This window comes from Mycolicibacterium mageritense, assembly GCF_010727475.1.
Classification (GTDB): Bacteria; Actinomycetota; Actinomycetes; order Mycobacteriales; family Mycobacteriaceae; genus Mycobacterium; species Mycobacterium mageritense.
On record NZ_AP022567.1, the window covers coordinates 3,726,815 to 3,744,231 of the forward strand.

The window sequence follows — 17,417 nt, forward strand, 5'->3', positions numbered from 1 at the left end:
GAATCGGCCACGCAAAAACGCACGGTTTCTGTGCGAAATTGTGATTGTGGGCGGCGGCATCAGCTTGTCCACCAATTGTGGTGTATCTGCTGGCACCGATCGGCCAGCAGTGCGGGCCCGGTGTCGTATCCCGGGTGGACCGCGGCAGCACCGTCGAAGTCCTGGTCCTTGGTGTATCCGTTGGTCACGATCACCGTCGCCAGTCCCGCGGCACGCGCAGACCGGAGTCCTACCGCGGAATCCTCAACCGCGAGTGCGTCTTCTGGGCGCAGACACAGTTCGTCGAGTGCACGCAGGTAGACCTCGGGGTCCGGCTTGAGTTGGCTGACGTCGTCGCCGGTGACGATGACCTCGGCCGTGCCCTCACCGATGAGTTGGTGGACCAGCGGCCTCACCCAGCGCCGGCTGCCGGTGGTTGCGACCGTTACCCGGATGCCGCAATTGCGCAGGTCGGCGATCAATTCGACCAATCCGGGTCTCGGGGACAGCCGTCCGTCGGCGACTTGACTGCAGAACAGGTCGGTCTTGGTGCGGTGGATGGCAACGGCCAGTTGGCCGGTCGCATCCGCGATGCCGCGGGCACGCAGGTCGTGTGCGATTCGGTGACACCCGCCGGTGATTTTGAGCAGTTCACGGTACTCGTCGGCATCCCAGGCAAGATCCAGTCCGTGGATCGCGAAGGCTTCGTTGAACGCGGGCCGATGGCCGTCGCGTTCGGTGTCCGACAGCGTCCCGTCGACATCGAAGATGACCGCCTCAAGCACGCAGCATCATCGCTGTTTCGGCGACCGTGGCCGGGGTCAGCCCAAGGTGTGCGGCGACCTGCGCACCTTGGCCGCTCTCACCGAACCGCTGCAATCCGACCACCGCATCACGCGATCGTGCCAGCGCTTGCCAGCCGATCGGTACGCCTGCCTCGATCCACACGGTCGGGGCGTCCGGTAGTGCATAGGTGCCGTTTTCCATTGCATCGTAGAGCTTTTCGCGGCACATGACCGACACGACCGTGGCCTTGACCCCTTGCTCGGCCAGAATCTCGGCGGCGTCGAGCGCGAGGGTGACCTCCGATCCGCTGGCTGCCAGCACCACGTCCGGCCGCTCATCCACCGACCGTACGACGCGGGCACCGTATTCTCGGATGTCATTCATGTTGCGCCCCCCGAGGATCGGCAGATCCTGACGGCTGAGTACGAGTGCTGTCGGACCGGTCGTGTTCTCCGCGGCGATCTGCCATGCCGCCGCAGTCTCGGCGGCGTCGGCGGGACGTAGAACTGTCAGCCCCGGTATCAGGCGTAGCGATTCAAGCTGTTCTATGGGCTGGTGGGTGGGCCCGTCTTCACCGACATGCACCGAGTCGTGCGTGAACACATAGATGACACCCAGCTTCATGAGCGCGGAGAGTCGCAGGGCCGGCCGAAGATAGTCGGCGAACACGAGGAACGTGCTGCCAAAGGGGCGCAGACCGCCGTGCAGCGCGATCCCGTTCATGACAGCGGCCATCGCATGCTCTCGGATGCCGAAATGGATTGTGCGTCCTGCATAGTCGTTCGGGCCGACGAATCCGCCCGGGATGGCGGTGTTGGTCGACGCCGCGAGGTCTGCCGACCCGCCGACCAGAGACGGGTACACCTCGGCCAGCGCGGTCAGCGCGTTGCCGGAGGCTTTCCGCGTCGCGATCTTGCCGCCGGGATCGACCTCGTCGGCGAGCGGGGCGAGCATCCGGTGCGCCTCGGTCCTCGGTGTCGCTCCAAGTGGGAAGTCAGTCGAGAGCCCGGCATTGGCGGCTCGCCACTGTGCGTGTCTGGACAACCAATCAGTGTGTGCCTCAGCACCTCTCACCGCCACAGCGGCCGCGGCGGCCGAAACCGCGACCGGCACGTGGAAGGGCACGTCGGGCCAGTTGAGACGGGCGCGCATGGCTGCCAGGGTGCCTGCACCCAGCGGACTGCCGTGTGCTTTCGAGGTGCCCTCGACGCCGGGGGCGCCGTAACCGATCGTCGTACGGACGCGGATAAAGGTCGGGCGGTCGTCGTGACGGGCTGCAGTGAAGGCGCCGTTGAGGGCGGACAGGTCGTTTCCGTCTTCGACATTCAGCACGTGCCAGCCGTAGGAAGCGAACCGCGCCTCGGCGTCGTCGGCGCAGCTCTGTCGTGCCGGACCGTCGATGGTGACGTCGTTGTCGTCGAAGATCACGGTCAACTTGCCGAGTTGAAGCCGGCCCGCGAGGGAAGCCGCCTCGTGTGAGATGCCTTCCATCAGATCGCCGTCGCCGGCAAGTACCCACGTGCGGTGGTCTACGACGGTGTGGTCGTCGGTGTTGCAGCGGGCGGCCAACATTCGTTCCGCGAGTGCCATACCGACCGCGTTGGCCAGCCCCTGGCCGAGGGGGCCGGTCGTGGTTTCAACGCCTGGGGTATGGCCGTATTCGGGATGCCCCGGCGTCTGAGACCCCAACTGGCGGAATCGGCGGAGCTGATCGATCGGCAGGGCGTATCCGAAAACATGCAGCAATGCGTACAGCAGCATGGAGCCGTGTCCGGCCGACAGAACGAACCTGTCCCGGTCCGGCCAGTGCGGATCGGCGGGATCGTGACGCAGATGGTGCGCCCAGAGCGTCCACGCCATCGGTGCAGCGCCCAAAGGCAAACCTGGATGCCCGCTGTTGGCGGCCTCGACGCCGTCCGCTGCGAGGAAACGTAGGGTCGTGATCGCCAGATCATCGAGTTCTGGTGATTGTGACTGTGTTTCGTGGTGTGTGCGTGATGCGGTTGTCACTGCAGAACCAGCCTCTCGCGAGCAGCCGCTCGTAATGCTCTGGCGCGTTGTGCCATTCGGTTCTCGCCCGAGAACAGTGCCGAGCCGGCGCAGCACACCGTTGCTCCGGCTGCCGTGGCCCCGCCGATGGTGTCGATTCCGATGCCGCCGTCCACCTCGAGTTCGATATCCAAGCCGCGCCGGTCGATTTCGGCGCGTGCCGCGGCGATTTTGGGTTCCATGTCGGAGATGTAACGTTGCCCTCCGAAACCAGGGTTGACGGTCATCACCAGCAGGAGATCGGTCAGGCCGAGGACATTGGTGACAGCGTCCAGTGGCGTCGCGGGGTTCAGCGCGACGCCGGCGCGGGCGCCGAGCCCACGAATCGACGACAATGTGCGGTGCAGGTGCCTGCAGGCCTCGGCGTGCACGATCACGATGTCACAGCCGGCCTCAACCCAGCGGTCCAGCATTGCGTCTGGCTCCTCGACCATCAGGTGCGCCTCGAAGCCGATGGCGACTCGTGTGCGGTTGGCCGCGATGATATCGGGGCCGAACGTGATGTTCGGGACGAAACGACCGTCCATGACGTCCCATTGGATCCGGTCCACACCGGCTCGCTCGATCTCTTCGACATCGCGGCCGAGCGACGCGAAGTCGGCCGGCAGAACGGACGCGACGATTTTGGGCTCTGACAACGCCACCTGGACCATCGGGCATTCCCTTTCTGTTTGTGAAGATGATAGGAACGCCGAGCGGGCATTCTGTCCCCCGGATTGGGGGATAGCCGGGGTGATCGGTCACCCGAAGAAAAAGCAATTCCCCGGTGACTGAGGGGACAAACGCGCATATCGTGAATACATGACGGCGGCTGTTTCTCCGGGGCCCATACGCGTGGTGCTCGTCGATGATCACGAAATGGTGATCGAGGGTCTCAAGGCGATGCTCGCTCCATTTAAGAACAGGGTGCGAGTGGTGGGCCACGCGATCGGTGTTGAAAATGCCATGTCGGTTATTTCCGGCCTGCACCCGGACATTGTCTTGTGCGATGTCAGGTTGCAAGGAGCGAGTGGTCTCGACCTGTGTAGAGCTGTCCGGGAGCGGGACGCCGGGCGCCGGGTGATTCTGTTGTCGGTGTACGACGACGAGCAGTACCTGTTCCAGGCGCTCCGGGTGGGCGCGTCCGGGTATCTCTTGAAAGGCATCAGCAGTGACGAGCTGGTGCGCCAGTTGGAGTACGTGCGCAGCGGCTCGACGGCGATTGACCCCGGACTGGCAGCGCGTGCCGCCGACACCGCGGCCCGCCTGCAACGTGACGAGTTCTGGCCCGGCGCACGGCACGGGCTGACTCAGCGGGAAAGCGAGATCCTCTCGCTTGTGGTGTCGGGGCTGTCCAATCGAGGGTTGGCCAGCAAACTGGTGATCGGCGACGAGACCGTCAAGAGTCATCTCAGGGCGATCTACCGCAAGCTCGATGTCAGTGACCGGACCGCTGCGGTGGCCGTCGCCTTGCGCGAAGGCATCTTTCAGTGACGCCGGCGCTGTCCACGGCGCGCACGATGCGCGGGCTGGTCGGCATAGACCAGGAAATCGCGCTGTTGCAGGACATCGTCGCCGTGACGTCCAGCGGACCCGACGTTGGATCGATGGCCGCTGCGGTATCGGGTCTGATCACCGCGGTCACGGCGTGCGACGTGTGTTTCGTGCATGTGCTCGACGACACTGAACGGACGTTGACGTTGGCCGGAGCTACGCCGCCCTTCGATGAGCAGGTGGGAAAGATCCGGTTGCCCCTTGGATCTGGTGTCTCAGGTTGGGTGGCCGCCCGCCGCGAACCGGTCGTGATAGTCAGCGACAAGGAGAAGGATCCGCGGTATGTGCCGATCGAGGCACTGAGGGGAGCGGACTTCACTTCCATGGCCTCCGTGCCGATGGAGACCGATCCTGGCGGACTGGTCGGCGTGCTCAACGTGCACACCGTGCAGCGACGGGACTTTACCCAGCGGGATGTGCAGCTGCTGGTCGCCATTGGACGGCTTCTGGCGGGTGCGCTGCACCAGGCGAGGTTGCACCGCCGGCTTGCCGCCAGGGAAACCGCACATGAGAACTTTGCCGAGCAGGTGATCGCGGCGCAGGAGGCCGAGCGGCGCCGGCTGGCCGCTGACATCCACGACGGGATCTCGCAACGTCTGGTGAGTCTCAGTTATCGGCTTGACGCGGCCGCGCGGGCCGTCGATGTCTCCGACAGTTCGGCGGCCGCCCAGCAGATCGAGAAGTGTCGCGACCTGGTGGATCTGACCCTCGCCGAGGCGCGTTCGGCCATAGGTGGACTGCGCCCGCCGGTGCTCGACGATCTGGGCCTTGCCGGTGGTCTGGCCAGCCTGGCCTCGTCGATTTCGGAAATCGACATCGATCTCAAGCTGGCGGAGGACCGGCTCCCTGAGCACATCGAGGTCGCCCTGTACCGCATAGCCCAGGAGTCGCTGCAGAACGTCGTCAAACACTCGCGCGCAATGGCTGCCACGGTGCAGTTCTCCGCGTCCGATGGCGTGGCCCGCCTGTTGGTCGACGATGACGGCATCGGGTTCGACCCCACAGCAGGCGCCGTCAGTGCGGAACCAGGAGGCTACGGCATGCTGTCGATGGCCGAACGGGTTGAGATCGTGGGTGGTCGACTGTCGGTCCGGTCGCGACCGGGTACGGGCACCACAGTGTGTGCGGTGGTACCGCTCGTTGCCCCCGAGGGCGCTCAGGCGGACTGAAGTTCACCCCGCAACCGGACGGCGGCGGCGTTGGCGGCGACGTGCGTGGCGAGTGCGGACTGTCCGTCGCGGACGAGAGATTCGTCGCCGTGCCAGGCGGCCAGCGCGGGCGACACCAATGCGCGCCCGAACGAGAAGGTCAACGGCCACGGTGTCGGGTGCTGCTGGAGAGCCTCGAGGTTGGCGGTGGCTCGCTCCGGCGATTGTCCACCTGACAGGAACGCGACACCCGCGAGTTCGTTCGGCCAGGATCGCAGTATCGCGACGGTTGCCTCGGCTACCTGGTGTGGTGTCGCCTGCTCCGGGTGACCGGCGCCTTCGGTGACCATGTTGGGCTTCAGCACGATCCCGCTCAGATCGACGTTGAGCAGCGAGAGTTGTTGGCGGACCGCGGCGTGCACGGAGGCGGTGACTTCCGCACATCGTCCGATCGAGTGGGTTCCTTCCGTCAGCACCTCCGGCTCGACGATGGGAACAAGTCCGGCCTCCTGGCACGCTGCCGCGTATCGGGCCAGCGCGTTGGCGTTACTGGTGATCGCGCCCCAGGTCGGGCCGGCATCGGTGATGGTGTAGACCGCGCGCCACTTCGCGAAGGCTGCCCCGATCTCGGCGTAGCGAGCCAATCGCGCCGCCAGGTCGTCGAGGCCTTCGGTGATGGTCTCGCCGGGCAGTCCCGGGCACGGCTTGGCGCCGGTGTCGACCTTGATACCCGGGAGCATGCCGAGCTCGCGGACGCCTTGTGCGAACGGGCGCCCGTCAGAGAACACCTGGTTGAGGGTCTCGTCGCAAAAGATGATTCCCGAGACGCAGTCGGCCAGACCTGGTGTCGTGACCAACAGTTCGCGATAGTCACGACGACTCTGCGCAGTCGAGTTCACGCCGGCGTTCTTCAGCCGCGAGGACATCGTTGCGATGCTCTCGTCGGCCGCCAATATGCCCTTTCCTGGGCTGACCATTTGCGCCGCGATCTGTCTGCACGTGCTCATCGATTCTCCCTGTCTCTGGTCCACCGGACTCGTGCGGGACACGCTATGAGCAGGCTGAACAGGGTTGCCTCACCCAGGAGGTGGATTGGCGAGGGGATCAGAACACTTGACTGATTACTTCATTATCAGCACCCTATTCTCAATAGACATATTCACTATTCCGGTGGCAGCATTCGGCCCATGACAGATAGATGGAACGCGGGAGTCATCCCTTACGCAGAGATGGGCTACTGGCAGCCGGACTACGTGCCGAAGGACTCCGACGTGCTGTGCGCCTTTCGGATCACTCCTCAGGACGGAGTGCCGCCCGAGGAAGCCGGTGCGGCCGTCGCCGGCGAATCCAGCACCGCGACATGGACGGTGGTGTGGACCGACCGGCTCACCACCTTCGAGCACTATCAGGCCAAGTGTTACAGCGTCGAGGCCGTCCCCAACGCGCCCGGGCAATGGATCGCCCTCATCGCCTACGACCTCGACCTGTTCGAGGAAGGGTCGATCGCCAACCTCACCAGCTCGATCATCGGCAACGTGTTCGGGTTCAAACCGCTCAAGGCGTTGCGTCTGGAGGACATGCGGATACCGACGCATTACGTCAAGACCTTCCAGGGCCCCGCGCACGGCATCGTGATGGAGCGCGAGTACCTGGGCAAGTTCGGCCGGCCGCTGCTCGGTGCGACGACCAAGCCCAAGTTGGGCCTGTCAGCGCGGAACTACGGTCGTGTGGTTTACGAGGCACTGCGGGGTGGCCTCGACTTCACCAAAGACGATGAGAACATCAACTCGCAGCCGTTCATGCGTTGGCGCGACCGGTTCCTGTTCTGCATGGAAGCCGTGAACCGCGCCCAGGCCGCGACCGGTGAGATCAAGGGTCACTATCTCAATATCACGGCAGGCACGATGGAGGAGATGTACGAGCGGGCGGACTTCGCCGCCGAACTCGGCTCGGTCGTCGTGATGATCGACTTGACGATCGGGTACACCGCGATCCAGTCGATGGCCAAATGGGCCCGTGACAATGGCGTCATCCTGCACCTGCATCGGGCCGGCCACGGGACGTACACACGGCAGAAGACCCACGGTGTGAGCTTCCGGGTGATCTCCAAGTGGATGCGGTTGGCGGGCGTCGACCACATCCACGCGGGCACCGTCGTCGGCAAACTCGAAGGGGATCCGAACACCACTGCCGGCTTCTACGACACGTTGCGCCTCGACAGTGTGAAGGCCGATCCGGTCAAGGGACTGTACTTCGACCAGGAGTGGGTCTCGATGCCTGGCGTAATGCCGGTGGCGTCCGGGGGCATCCACGCGGGCCAGATGCATCAGCTCATCCATTACCTGGGCGAGGACGTCGTTCTCCAGTTCGGAGGTGGCACGATCGGGCATCCGATGGGTATCGCCGCCGGTGCCGAGGCAAACCGGGTCGCGCTGGAAGCGATGATCAAGGCCCGTAACGAGGGTAGGGACTACTACAGGGAAGGTCCGGACATCCTCAAGAAGGCCGCATCGAAGAACCGTGCGCTCGACACCGCGCTCGCCACCTGGGGCGACATCACCTTCAACTACGAATCCACCGACACGCCCGACGTCGTCGTGACGCCGACGACCGTCTGACAGGAAGGGAGTTCACACATGAGGATCACCCAGGGCACCTTTTCGTACCTTCCCGATTTCACCGACGAGGAGATAACCGCGCAGATCGAGTACGCGCTGAGCAACGAGTGGCCACTGTCGGTCGAATTCACGGACGACCCGCATCCGCGCAACACCTATTGGGAGATGTGGGGACTGCCGATGTTCGACCTCAAGGATCCAGCCGGTGTTCTGCTCGAGGTCAACGCCTGCCGTACCGCCAACCCGAACAGCTACATTCGGCTCAACGCTTACGATGCGAGCCTGGGTAGGCAGACGACCGCGTTGTCGTTCATCGTCAACCGGCCTATGCACGAGCCGGGCTTCCGGCTCGATCGAGTCGAGAGGGCCAACCGGCAGATCGGCTACACCACCCATTCCTATGCGACCGAGCGTCCCGTCGGATCCCGGTACCAGCAGGAGTGAACCGATGACACTGCAATCAGCCGAGAACCCGCGCAGCTCGTTCGCATTCCGGCCGCATCCGACTTCCGGTCCGCAGCTGGAGGAGGTGCCGGACGTGCGGGCAGTGGAACCGTTGCCGGCCGACGCCGTCGTGGACCTGACTGCCGCGCGCCGTGACTCGGGTGTCGACGAGGTTTTGGCAGAACTCGATGCCGAGCTCGTGGGGCTCGAATCGGTCAAAACCCGAATCGCCGAGATCGCCGCGCTTCTACTCGTCGACCGGATGAGGGGCCGCTTTGGAGTCAGTGCGCCGCAGCCCACGTTGCATATGTCCTTCACCGGAAATCCTGGCACGGGCAAAACCACTGTGGCGATGCGGATGGCTGATCTGTTGCACCGGCTGGGTTACCTGCGGCGTGGACACCTGGTCAGTGTCACGCGCGACGACCTGGTAGGGGAGTATGTGGGGCATACCGCGCCCAAGACCAAGGACGTCATCAAACGGGCGATGGGCGGCGTGCTTTTCATCGACGAGGCCTACTACCTTTACAAAGTCGAGAACGACCGTGACTACGGCGCGGAGGCGATCGAGATCCTGCTCCAGGTCATGGAGAACAATCGGGACGACCTGGTGGTGATCCTGGCCGGCTACGCAGGCAAGATGGATCAGTTCTTCTCGGCCAACCCCGGTATGCAGAGCCGTATCGCGCACCACATCACCTTCCCCGACTACACAGTCGCTGAGTTGGAGGACATTGCGACGTTGATGACCGCCGGGCTGGGCTATCGGTTTTCGGACGAGGCCCGCGAAGTGCTACACCGGTACCTCGAACTACGGATCGACCAGCCGTGGTTTGCGAATGCGCGCAGCGTGCGCAACGCGTTGGAACGGGCTCGGTTGCGCCATGCGCGACGGCTGCTCGCCGACGGCGGCGAAGTAGACCTGGCGGCATTGTCCACGATCGAATCAGCCGATATTCTCGCCAGCCGCGTGTTCGCGACTGCGAAGGGATCGGGCGGCCGATGACCACCAACGCGCGACTGCGAGCTCTGGTCGAACTGGCGGATACCGGTTCGGTGCGCGCAGCTGCTGAGCGACTCGTGGTCACCGAATCTTCGATCTCCTCGGCTTTACGCGCATTGAGCAACGACATCGGGATCAGCTTGGTCGACCGGCATGGCCGCGGGGTGCGGCTGACTCCTGCCGGCCTGCGTTACGTCGAATACGCGCGGCGGATCCTCGGCTTGCACGACGAGGCGATATTGGCTGCCCGCGGAGAGGCCGACCCGGAGAATGGCTCGATCCGGCTGGCTGCGGTCACCTCCGCGGGGGAACTGCTCATCCCCGCCGCGTTGGCATCGTTCCGTGCCGCGTACCCCGGTGTCGTTCTGCATCTGGAGGTGGCGGCGCGCAGCTTGGTGTGGCCTATGCTGGCCCGCCACGAGGTCGATCTCGTTGTGGCGGGACGGCCGCCGGACGAATTGGTCCGGAAAGTGTGGGTGCGCGCCGTCAGCCCGAACGCGCTTGTCGTCGTGGGACCACCCGCGGTAGCGAAGGGATTCCAGCCCGCCACCGCGACCTGGCTGCTGCGTGAGACCGGATCCGGTACCCGCTCTACGTTGACGGCACTACTTGACGACCTCGATGTCGCGCCACCTCAATTGGTGCTCGGATCGCACGGCGCGGTGATTGCCGCGGCGGTGGCGGGGCTGGGCGTGACGTTGGTGTCGCGTCAGGCTGTGCAGCGCGAACTGGCCGCCGGCGCACTCGTCGAACTGCCGGTGCCCGGTACTCCGATAAGCCGGCCATGGCATGTGGTCAGCCAGATCAGTCCGACGATGTCGACCGAACTGCTCATCAAGCACCTCTTGTCCCAGCGAGACCTGGGCTGGCGCGATATCAACACCGCCCTCCGGGGAGCCGCTACCGCCTGAGGGTTTCCGACGGGGCTTCGCCCCAGCGCTTGCGGTACTCCACCGCGAAGCTGCCCAGATGGTTGAACCCCCACCGTTGCGCGACCGCCGTGACGGTGACGCCATCGGATGGGATCGCGTCCGTGAGCTCTTCATGCACGCGCTCCAGTCGCCGCTCGCGGACAAAGGTCATCGGAGTCATCGCGAGTTCTTCCCGGAAGCCCTGCTGAATCGACCGGATACTCATGTGAACTGCCTTGGCCACCGATTCGATCGTGATGTGTTCTGCCAGGTGATCCTCGATGTAGTTCATCGCGTCCTGCACGACGGCCCGGCGTTGGTCGGGTTGCGGCGGTTGCACGAATTCGTCGTGGTGACTCGACGGTTGCAGCTGTAGCAAGCTGCTCATCACCAATTCCTCCAGTGCCCCGATACCTTGTCCACGCTGTACGAGCGACCCGGGATGGAAGACCTCACTGTGGATCAATTGGACCGCCGCGTGCCATCGCATCGCCGCCTCGGTGGCCAGATCGAACTCGGGCTCGAACTCCAGCGGTCGTTGCAGGCTGTGGCCGAGTAACCGGGTCAGGTGGGCCAGCATTGCGCGTTCCTCGATACGGATCACCAGGTGCGGTGAATCGTGCTCGAACGCGACGTGCAGCGATCCATGTGGGCTGGTGACGATTGAGCGGATGGTGTTGGCTTCGAATACCCGGCCGCGATGATGTACCACCGCAGTGCCATTGGTTGGCATGTGTACAGCAAAGTACGGGCCGAGTTCGGGAATCTCCAAAGCGCACGCGACGTGCAGATCGAGATAGAGCATGCTGACATTGCGCAACCGGACGCCGTGCATCGTCGCAGCAAACCCGGGCACCTCGTTGGAGCCAACGGTCAGGGTCAGCGGTGCGAGAGCCTTTCCGATGAGTCGCGCCGCCTCCGCAACGTCTTCTGTGTAGAAGATCTCCTTGTCGGCCAGTGCCGGCGGTACGCCGCGCGACCGGACTTTGCGCCGCACCGGGTTGCTGGTGCGACGGACGTCGATGTAACCCAACCGGGTCAATCGGGACATTGCCGCAGCCAGGGACGATGCCGAACCGACAATGTAGGTTCTCCTAAATTAATTGCGGTGAACACGCAAGTATCCAATCGGCTGACCGCGCTTCAGCGGGTTCAAGTTTGCGCAATTTTGACAGTCGCTGCGTGAAAACGATAGGCAGGTCGCTGACATCTCGTTAGATTTGTGACCAGAGCCACAAGGTTGTGGATCGCGAACGGGAGGTTTGCATGACCGCAAATGGTCAGATGGTCACCATCTCGCCGGCCAACTACCTACGCGAGCGTCTCGACGACCCCGCTGTGGCCGCCTCGCTGAACAGCCTGCTGGACCATGCCGATTTGCTGGCAATTCTGGTCAGTGGCCTGGACGGGATGATCCGCCGGGGTGACGAAATCGGCGCATCGCTGTCTTCCGCGGTCGAGGAACTCAAGGGTGGTATGGCTCCCGGGGCGATGCCAGGCATCGAGTCGCTCAAGAGCGTCGACCTGCATGGTTTGGCCGCCAGTTTGGCCTCGCTGTCGGGCGCTCTGGTCAACGCCACTCCGGCGTTGAACACCGTGCTGGCCTCGCGGTTGACCGATCCCGAGGCGGCCGACGTACTGGCCCAACTCGGTCAGGCGCTGGTCGACGGAAAGGCAGCGGCCAAGGCCGACCCGGGTGGGCCGAAGGGCGTCTTCGGCTTGTGGCGGGTGAGCAAGGACAAGGACATAATCCGGGGACTCGGTTTCATGATCCAGGTGGCCCGCGCATTCGGCAAGAGCCTGGATCAAAAGTAAAACAACGGATCGACCCAAAACAGCCCATCAGTAATTCGGTTCACCAATTTCACTCTGGTCATGAAATGGTGATCGTCCGTACATCGCCTCGAGAGGAGTTCGAATGGCTTCCGTCCTATGGTTCCAAGGAGGTGCATGTAGTGGAAACACCATGTCATTCCTCAATGCGGAGGAACCGAATGTAGTCGACCTGATCGTCGATTTCGGTCTCGACCTCCTGTGGCACCCGTCCTTGGGTCTGGAATTGGGAAAGAATGCCCAGAAAGTGTTTTGGGACTGTGCCAGAGGTGAACGGCCGCTCGATATTTTCGTATTCGAGGGCACGGTGATCGAGGCGCCCAACGGGACCGGACGGATGGACATCTTCGCCGACCGCGCGATGAAGGACTGGGTGACCGACCTCGCGGCGGCAGCTCAGATCGTCGTCGCGATCGGTGACTGCGCCTGCTTCGGTGGTATTCCGGCGATGGCTCCCAATCCGTCCGGGTCGACCGGGCTGCAGTTCCACAAGCGGGACAAGGGCGGCTTTCTGGGCCCGGATTTTCGCTCGAAGATGGGCCTTCCGGTCATCAACATTCCGGGCTGCCCAGCACATCCCGACTGGATCACCCAGATCCTCGTCGCGCTCGCATCCGGACGCGCCGGCGATATCACGCTCGACGAATTGCACCGGCCTGAGACCTTCTTCAAGACCTTCACCCAGACCGGCTGTACCCGTGTGCAGTTCTTCGAGTACAAGCAGTCGACCATGTCGTTCGGTGAAGGCACCCGCACAGGTTGTCTGTTCTACGAATTCGGCTGTCGTGGGCCGATGACGCATTCCCCGTGCAACCGCATTCTGTGGAACCGCCAGTCGTCGAAGACCAGAGCTGGCATGCCGTGCCTGGGCTGCACCGAGCCCGAGTTCCCGCACTTCGATCTCGCCCCCGGCACACTGTTCAAGACCCAGAAGGTCAGCGGCATGATCCCCAAGGAGGTGCCGGAGGGCTCTGATCACCTGACCTACATGGCCCATGCGGCCGCCGCCAGGATTGCTGCCCCGCAATGGGCCAAGGAAGACATGTTCGTGGTCTAGCCGTGGCTAAACATCGTGCAGCCAAACCATCAGCCCAGGTTTATCGGAAGGACCCAACAACCATGACCGAACTTGATCTGTTCGTCAGCCCCCTGGGGCGCGTCGAAGGGGATCTCGACGTCCGCGTCACGATCGAGGATGGCGTCGTCACCTCCGCGTGGACGGAGGCCGCGATGTTCCGCGGCTTCGAAATCATCTTGCAGGGAAAGGATCCGCAGGCCGGTCTCGTGGTATGCCCGCGAATCTGTGGGATCTGTGGCGGCAGCCACCTCTACAAGTCGGCCTACGCGCTCGACACCGCGTGGCGTACCCACATGCCGCCGAATGCGACCCTGGTGCGAAACATCTGCCAGGCCTGCGAGACGCTGCAGTCGATTCCGCGCTATTTCTACGCTCTGTTCGCAATTGACCTGACCAACAAGAACTACGCCAAGTCACCGCTCTACGCCGAGTCGGTGCGCCGGTTCGCGCCATATGTAGGCACAAGTTACCAACCGGGCGTTGTGCTGTCGGCCAAACCGGTCGAGGTGTACGCGATCTTCGGCGGACAATGGCCGCATTCGAGCTTCATGGTGCCCGGAGGTGTCATGTGTGCGCCGACGCTCTCGGACGTCACCCGGTCGATCGCGATCCTCGAGCACTGGAAGGACAACTGGTTGGAAAAGCAGTGGCTCGGTTGCTCAATCGAACGCTGGCTGGAGAACAGAACCTGGGAGGACGTCCTGGCCTGGGTGGACGAGAACGAGGCGCAATACAACAGTGACTGCGGCTTTTTCATCCGGTTCTGTTTGGACGTAGGTCTGGACAAGTATGGACAAGGCGTCGGGAACTACCTTGCCACCGGAACATACTTCGACCCGTCGCACTATGAGAACCCGACGATCGACGGACGCAACGATGCGCTGATCGGCCGGTCCGGGGTCTTCGCCGGGGGGCGGTGGCACGGTTTCGATCAGGCCCGGGTTACCGAGGACGTCACGCATTCGTTCTACGAAGGTAATCGACCGCTGCACCCGTTCGAGGGCGAAACCATCCCCATCGATCCGGAAGTCGGACGGGCTCAAGGCAAGTACAGCTGGGCGAAGTCGCCCCGATACGACGTGCCCGAGCTTGGCCACATCCCGCTGGAAGCCGGGCCGCTGGCTCGGCGGATCGCTGCGGGGGGTCCGAATCCGTTGCCGCATCAGGACAACGATCCGCTGTTCGTCGACATCTACAACAAGATCGGGCCCAGTGTGCTCGTTCGGCAACTCGCACGCATGCACGAGGCGCCGAAGTACTACAAGTGGACTAGGGCCTGGCTCGATGAGCTCGACCTCAAGGAGAGTTTCTACAGCAAACCGGTTGAGCATGCCGAGGGCATGGGATTCGGCGCCACCGAGGCAGCCCGCGGCGCGTTGGCGGACTGGATCGTCATCGAGGACAACAAGATCAAGAACTATCAGGTGATCACGCCGACCGCGTGGAACATCGGCCCTCGCGACGCTGCCGAGTCGCTCGGGCCTATCGAGAAGGCACTGGTCGGTTCTCCCATCGTCGATGTGGAAGATCCCGTCGAACTGGGTCATGTCGCCCGCAGTTTCGACTCCTGCCTGGTGTGCACAGTGCACGCCTACGACGGAAAATCGGGGCGTGAACTGTCCCGGTTTGTGATCAACGGAATGGTGTGATCCCGACGTCTTCCGATGCGTGCGCCGTCCCGGGTGGTTCCGATGTCGATAACCCTTCGATCGACATCGAGCCACCCGGGTGCGCGGTCCTGATCGTCGGCTGCGGCAACCTGCTGCGCGGTGACGACGGGGTCGGCCCCATTCTGGTCCGTCATCTGTGGGAACGCGGAGTCCCCGATGGAGCTCGCCTGGTCGACGGTGGAACCGCAGGCATGGATGTGGCATTCCAGATGAAGGGTGCCGAGCGTGTTGTCATCGTCGACGCTGCCGCCACCGGTGCAGCGCCGGGCACCGTCTACAAGGTGCCCGGTGCCGAGCTGGCCCAGTTACCACCGTTGCAGGGCCTGCACACCCATTCATTCCGCTGGGATCACGCAATTGCGTTCGCGCGGTGGGCACTTGGCGACGCGTGCCCCCAGGCCATCACCGTATTCCTGATAGAGGCCCACAATGTGGCCTTGGGTGCAGATCTCAGTGAGCCCGTCGAGGCGGCGTTGGAGAACGTGATCGGGCTGATCGAAGCTGAGTACCTGTCGGGGCTGAGACCCGAAGGAGACGACGGCGCGTTACGGGTGGAGTTCACCGCCGACGGATACGTGCGGCTCGATGTACGGCTTGCGGCCAGCCGGTTCCCATCAGACGCGATCGCGGCGGTGGTCCGGGGAGCCGATCTGTGGTTGATCCCGCTGCGAGGCCCGCGCAGCGGTGGTTTGCTGCTCAAACAGCGCAATCCGGTGGGTGACCGGACGACGTTGGTGCGCGAAGTGCTCGACGACCGTATCCCGGTCGGTGTTCGTGCGGCATTCTGGGACGATGACCAAGGGGCACTGCGGATTCCACTGGGACCAGAGTCGTGACCGCGATGACTGAGCAGCGCCCGGACCGCCCGAAGACGACACCACGGTCCACCGGTCGTACCGAGGACGCCCTCGACGTGGAGACCGTGGTGGTCGAGGACCGCGGTCAATGGGCGGTCGAGGTCGTGGTGGTCTTTCCGGACGGTGTGGTGCGCAACCGGGTCGACATCTGTCGGACCAAGGCCAGGGCGGAATTGGCCGCCAGCCTGATCAAGCGCGCTGCCGAGCGAGATTTGCGAGGATTCCTCAATGACTGACGTCGTGACGACACCGTTCGCAACCGCCAAGCCCGTAGAGGTGCGTGCGGTGCGCCCGCAGCCACTGGGTGCATTCCCACTTCCCTTGGGCTACATGCTGATTCCAGACGGAGATGGCAGTGACGCAGTACGTGCTGAGCTGCTCGCCGGCCGTGTCCCACAATCGTGGCCCCCGCAGATGCGCCCGCACGAACTGGCCTTGGCCGGTGACCGTACGGCGGCGCTTGCTGCGTTGACCGACGAGCAGGACGACGTCGTGGCGCGGTACAACCGGTTCGTACTCGATCCCGACTCCACCGACCCCGACAGTTTGCGTGCGGTGCTCGGGGAATTTGCGGTGCTGGTCGACTTGGTGCTGTTCGTCGTCGGGCGCGCCGACACCATGCCCGACGTCAGCGCCCTCGATGGTGAACTTGCCGCGGCCGTACTGGCGTGCCAGGCAAGCGCTACCCTCGACGGCGGGGATTCGGCGGCGGCGATTGCGCTGCTCGATCAGGCTATGGCGGAGGCCGCACCGGTATCGGCGCCGTTGCAGGGCATGCTGGGTTCGGCTGCGGGCTCGATATGCCGGGATGTCGGCGATCCGAGTGCACGTCAGCGGCTGGAGCAGGCGGTGCGGCACCTGGATGGGGCCGAGGGTCTGCGGGTGGAGCGCGCCGAGCTGCATCTGACCCTCGGGGGCCTGCTGCATGAACAGGCCCAGGACCGACCGGAATTACTGCCGAGCGCGATACCGCATTACCACTCGGCGTTGCAGTTGGTGCTGCGCGACGAGGCGCCTCTGCTGTGGGCCGCTGCGCACGCCAACCTTGCCACGGCGTATCTGACCATGCCCATGGTGGAGGCGTCCGGTCAGCTGCGGCTCGGTGTTGCGGCACAGTCACTGCGCTCGGCGCTGACCGTGTACACCAAAGAAGACCATCCCGAGCAGTGGGCGAGTGTGCAACTGAACCTTGCCAACTCACTCGTATACACCCCGTCCAGGCATCAGGCCGACAACTTGGTCGAGGCCGTCGAACTCTACGAGGCGGTGCTGCAGTCGCGCGATCGTGACACCGATCCGGTCGGCCGGGCCAGAGTGCTGGCCAATCAGGGTAATGCCCTGGCCCACCTCGGCGTCTTCGATCAGGCCAGGGCCAAGTTGTACGACGCACGATTCTTGTTCGAGGAGGCCGGTGACCACGAGTCGGTGCGGGCTGTGCGCGGTGTGCTCGACGAGATCTCGCGGCAACGGGCACTGACCCGGAACGAAACCGAGCCCGGCTAGGAAGG

Annotated in this window: 17 protein-coding genes; 12 read left to right on the forward strand and 5 right to left on the reverse strand. The window is 63.9% G+C overall.

The features are described from left to right. Nucleotides 1-59: 59 nt before the first annotated feature. From G6N67_RS17875 to rpe, 3 genes are read right to left on the reverse strand one after another with little or no spacing between them, the layout of a single operon-like run. A complete protein-coding gene (locus G6N67_RS17875; protein ID WP_051578522.1) occupies nt 60-764 on the reverse strand; it encodes an HAD-IA family hydrolase in 705 nt (234 codons plus the stop codon). Next, entirely contained in the window at nt 757-2,775 is a 2,019-nt protein-coding gene (gene tkt / locus G6N67_RS17880) for a transketolase (RefSeq protein ID WP_051578521.1), read from the reverse strand. Before tkt ends, G6N67_RS17875 begins: the two co-directional genes overlap by 8 nt. Then, nucleotides 2,772-3,467: a ribulose-phosphate 3-epimerase gene (rpe, locus tag G6N67_RS17885; protein ID WP_051578520.1), complete on the reverse strand. Its 696-nt coding sequence runs from the start codon at nt 3,465-3,467 to the stop codon at nt 2,772-2,774. The genes tkt and rpe overlap by 4 nt, the downstream gene beginning before the upstream one ends. A 148-nt stretch (nt 3,468-3,615) precedes the next feature. Between rpe and G6N67_RS17890 the strand changes: the two genes are divergently transcribed. Continuing rightward, nucleotides 3,616-4,287 (forward strand): response regulator, encoded by a 672-nt coding sequence (locus G6N67_RS17890; protein ID WP_081812438.1) that lies wholly within the window; start codon nt 3,616-3,618, stop codon nt 4,285-4,287. Between the two features lie 26 nt (nt 4,288-4,313). Next, nucleotides 4,314-5,516, forward strand: coding sequence for a GAF domain-containing sensor histidine kinase (locus G6N67_RS17895; protein ID WP_036434699.1), 1,203 nt, complete (start codon nt 4,314-4,316; stop codon nt 5,514-5,516). On the opposite strand, the gene G6N67_RS17900 is transcribed toward G6N67_RS17895, so the two are convergent. Next, nucleotides 5,504-6,502, reverse strand: coding sequence for a class I fructose-bisphosphate aldolase (locus G6N67_RS17900; RefSeq protein ID WP_036429838.1), 999 nt, complete (start codon nt 6,500-6,502; stop codon nt 5,504-5,506). The two genes, G6N67_RS17895 and G6N67_RS17900, sit on opposite strands and share 13 nt — an antisense overlap. A 180-nt stretch (nt 6,503-6,682) precedes the next feature. Here G6N67_RS17900 and G6N67_RS17905 point away from each other — a divergent pair, with 180 nt between their 5' ends. From G6N67_RS17905 to G6N67_RS17920, 4 genes are read left to right on the forward strand one after another with little or no spacing between them, the layout of a single operon-like run. Further along, on the forward strand, nt 6,683-8,113 hold the full coding sequence (locus G6N67_RS17905) for a form I ribulose bisphosphate carboxylase large subunit (protein WP_036429835.1): 1,431 nt from the start codon (nt 6,683-6,685) through the stop codon (nt 8,111-8,113). An 18-nt stretch (nt 8,114-8,131) separates the two neighbouring features. Beyond that, nucleotides 8,132-8,557 (forward strand): ribulose bisphosphate carboxylase small subunit, encoded by a 426-nt coding sequence (locus tag G6N67_RS17910; protein WP_036429833.1) that lies wholly within the window; start codon nt 8,132-8,134, stop codon nt 8,555-8,557. A gap of 4 nt (nt 8,558-8,561) precedes the next feature. Next, nucleotides 8,562-9,563: a CbbX protein gene (cbbX, locus tag G6N67_RS17915; RefSeq protein ID WP_081812437.1), complete on the forward strand. Its 1,002-nt coding sequence runs from the start codon at nt 8,562-8,564 to the stop codon at nt 9,561-9,563. Then, nucleotides 9,560-10,471: a LysR family transcriptional regulator gene (locus G6N67_RS17920; RefSeq protein ID WP_036429815.1), complete on the forward strand. Its 912-nt coding sequence runs from the start codon at nt 9,560-9,562 to the stop codon at nt 10,469-10,471. Before cbbX ends, G6N67_RS17920 begins: the two co-directional genes overlap by 4 nt. On the opposite strand, the gene G6N67_RS17925 is transcribed toward G6N67_RS17920, so the two are convergent. Beyond that, nucleotides 10,461-11,522, reverse strand: a complete 1,062-nt coding sequence (locus tag G6N67_RS17925; protein ID WP_036429813.1) for an AraC family transcriptional regulator — start codon at nt 11,520-11,522, stop codon at nt 10,461-10,463. The two genes, G6N67_RS17920 and G6N67_RS17925, sit on opposite strands and share 11 nt — an antisense overlap. Nucleotides 11,523-11,737: 215 nt before the next feature. On the opposite strand from G6N67_RS17925, the gene G6N67_RS17930 reads away from it, so the two are divergent. The 6 genes from G6N67_RS17930 to G6N67_RS17955 all read left to right on the forward strand — a co-directional run bounded on the left by G6N67_RS17930 (nt 11,738) and on the right by G6N67_RS17955 (nt 17,412). Beyond that, nucleotides 11,738-12,286: a DUF1641 domain-containing protein gene (locus tag G6N67_RS17930; protein ID WP_036434696.1), complete on the forward strand. Its 549-nt coding sequence runs from the start codon at nt 11,738-11,740 to the stop codon at nt 12,284-12,286. Between the two features lie 103 nt (nt 12,287-12,389). Then, nucleotides 12,390-13,361 carry an NADH-quinone oxidoreductase subunit B family protein gene (locus tag G6N67_RS17935; protein ID WP_036429812.1) on the forward strand — a complete coding sequence of 324 codons (972 nt, stop codon included), beginning with the start codon at nt 12,390-12,392 and terminating at the stop codon, nt 13,359-13,361. Between the two features lie 62 nt (nt 13,362-13,423). Next, nucleotides 13,424-15,031, forward strand: a complete 1,608-nt coding sequence (locus G6N67_RS17940) for a nickel-dependent hydrogenase large subunit (protein ID WP_036429811.1) — start codon at nt 13,424-13,426, stop codon at nt 15,029-15,031. Continuing rightward, the gene (locus G6N67_RS17945) at nt 15,028-15,888 is read left to right on the forward strand and encodes a hydrogenase maturation protease (protein ID WP_051578519.1); all 861 of its coding nucleotides are present in this window, start codon (nt 15,028-15,030) and stop codon (nt 15,886-15,888) included. The genes G6N67_RS17940 and G6N67_RS17945 overlap by 4 nt, the downstream gene beginning before the upstream one ends. A gap of 5 nt (nt 15,889-15,893) precedes the next feature. Then, a complete protein-coding gene (locus tag G6N67_RS17950) occupies nt 15,894-16,145 on the forward strand; it encodes a hypothetical protein (protein ID WP_036434691.1) in 252 nt (83 codons plus the stop codon). After that, nucleotides 16,138-17,412, forward strand: a complete 1,275-nt coding sequence (locus G6N67_RS17955; protein WP_051578518.1) for a hypothetical protein — start codon at nt 16,138-16,140, stop codon at nt 17,410-17,412. Before G6N67_RS17950 ends, G6N67_RS17955 begins: the two co-directional genes overlap by 8 nt. Nucleotides 17,413-17,417: the final 5 nt, after the last annotated feature.

Excerpts from the sequence above, each read along its gene's own strand:
- rpe (WP_051578520.1), bottom strand. The coding sequence starts at position 3,467 with ATGGTCCAGGTGGCGTTGTCAGAGCCCAAAATCGTCGCGTCCGTTCTG.
- G6N67_RS17890 (WP_081812438.1), top strand. The coding sequence starts at position 3,616 with ATGACGGCGGCTGTTTCTCCGGGGCCCATACGCGTGGTGCTCGTCGAT.
- G6N67_RS17895 (WP_036434699.1), top strand. The coding sequence starts at position 4,314 with ATGCGCGGGCTGGTCGGCATAGACCAGGAAATCGCGCTGTTGCAGGAC.
- G6N67_RS17900 (WP_036429838.1), bottom strand. The coding sequence starts at position 6,502 with ATGAGCACGTGCAGACAGATCGCGGCGCAAATGGTCAGCCCAGGAAAG.
- G6N67_RS17905 (WP_036429835.1), top strand. The coding sequence starts at position 6,683 with ATGACAGATAGATGGAACGCGGGAGTCATCCCTTACGCAGAGATGGGC.
- G6N67_RS17910 (WP_036429833.1), top strand. The coding sequence starts at position 8,132 with ATGAGGATCACCCAGGGCACCTTTTCGTACCTTCCCGATTTCACCGAC.
- cbbX (WP_081812437.1), top strand. The coding sequence starts at position 8,562 with ATGACACTGCAATCAGCCGAGAACCCGCGCAGCTCGTTCGCATTCCGG.
- G6N67_RS17920 (WP_036429815.1), top strand. The coding sequence starts at position 9,560 with ATGACCACCAACGCGCGACTGCGAGCTCTGGTCGAACTGGCGGATACC.
- G6N67_RS17925 (WP_036429813.1), bottom strand. The coding sequence starts at position 11,522 with ATGTCCCGATTGACCCGGTTGGGTTACATCGACGTCCGTCGCACCAGC.
- G6N67_RS17930 (WP_036434696.1), top strand. The coding sequence starts at position 11,738 with ATGACCGCAAATGGTCAGATGGTCACCATCTCGCCGGCCAACTACCTA.
- G6N67_RS17935 (WP_036429812.1), top strand. The coding sequence starts at position 12,390 with ATGGCTTCCGTCCTATGGTTCCAAGGAGGTGCATGTAGTGGAAACACC.
- G6N67_RS17940 (WP_036429811.1), top strand. The coding sequence starts at position 13,424 with ATGACCGAACTTGATCTGTTCGTCAGCCCCCTGGGGCGCGTCGAAGGG.
- G6N67_RS17950 (WP_036434691.1), top strand. The coding sequence starts at position 15,894 with ATGACTGAGCAGCGCCCGGACCGCCCGAAGACGACACCACGGTCCACC.
- G6N67_RS17955 (WP_051578518.1), top strand. The coding sequence starts at position 16,138 with ATGACTGACGTCGTGACGACACCGTTCGCAACCGCCAAGCCCGTAGAG.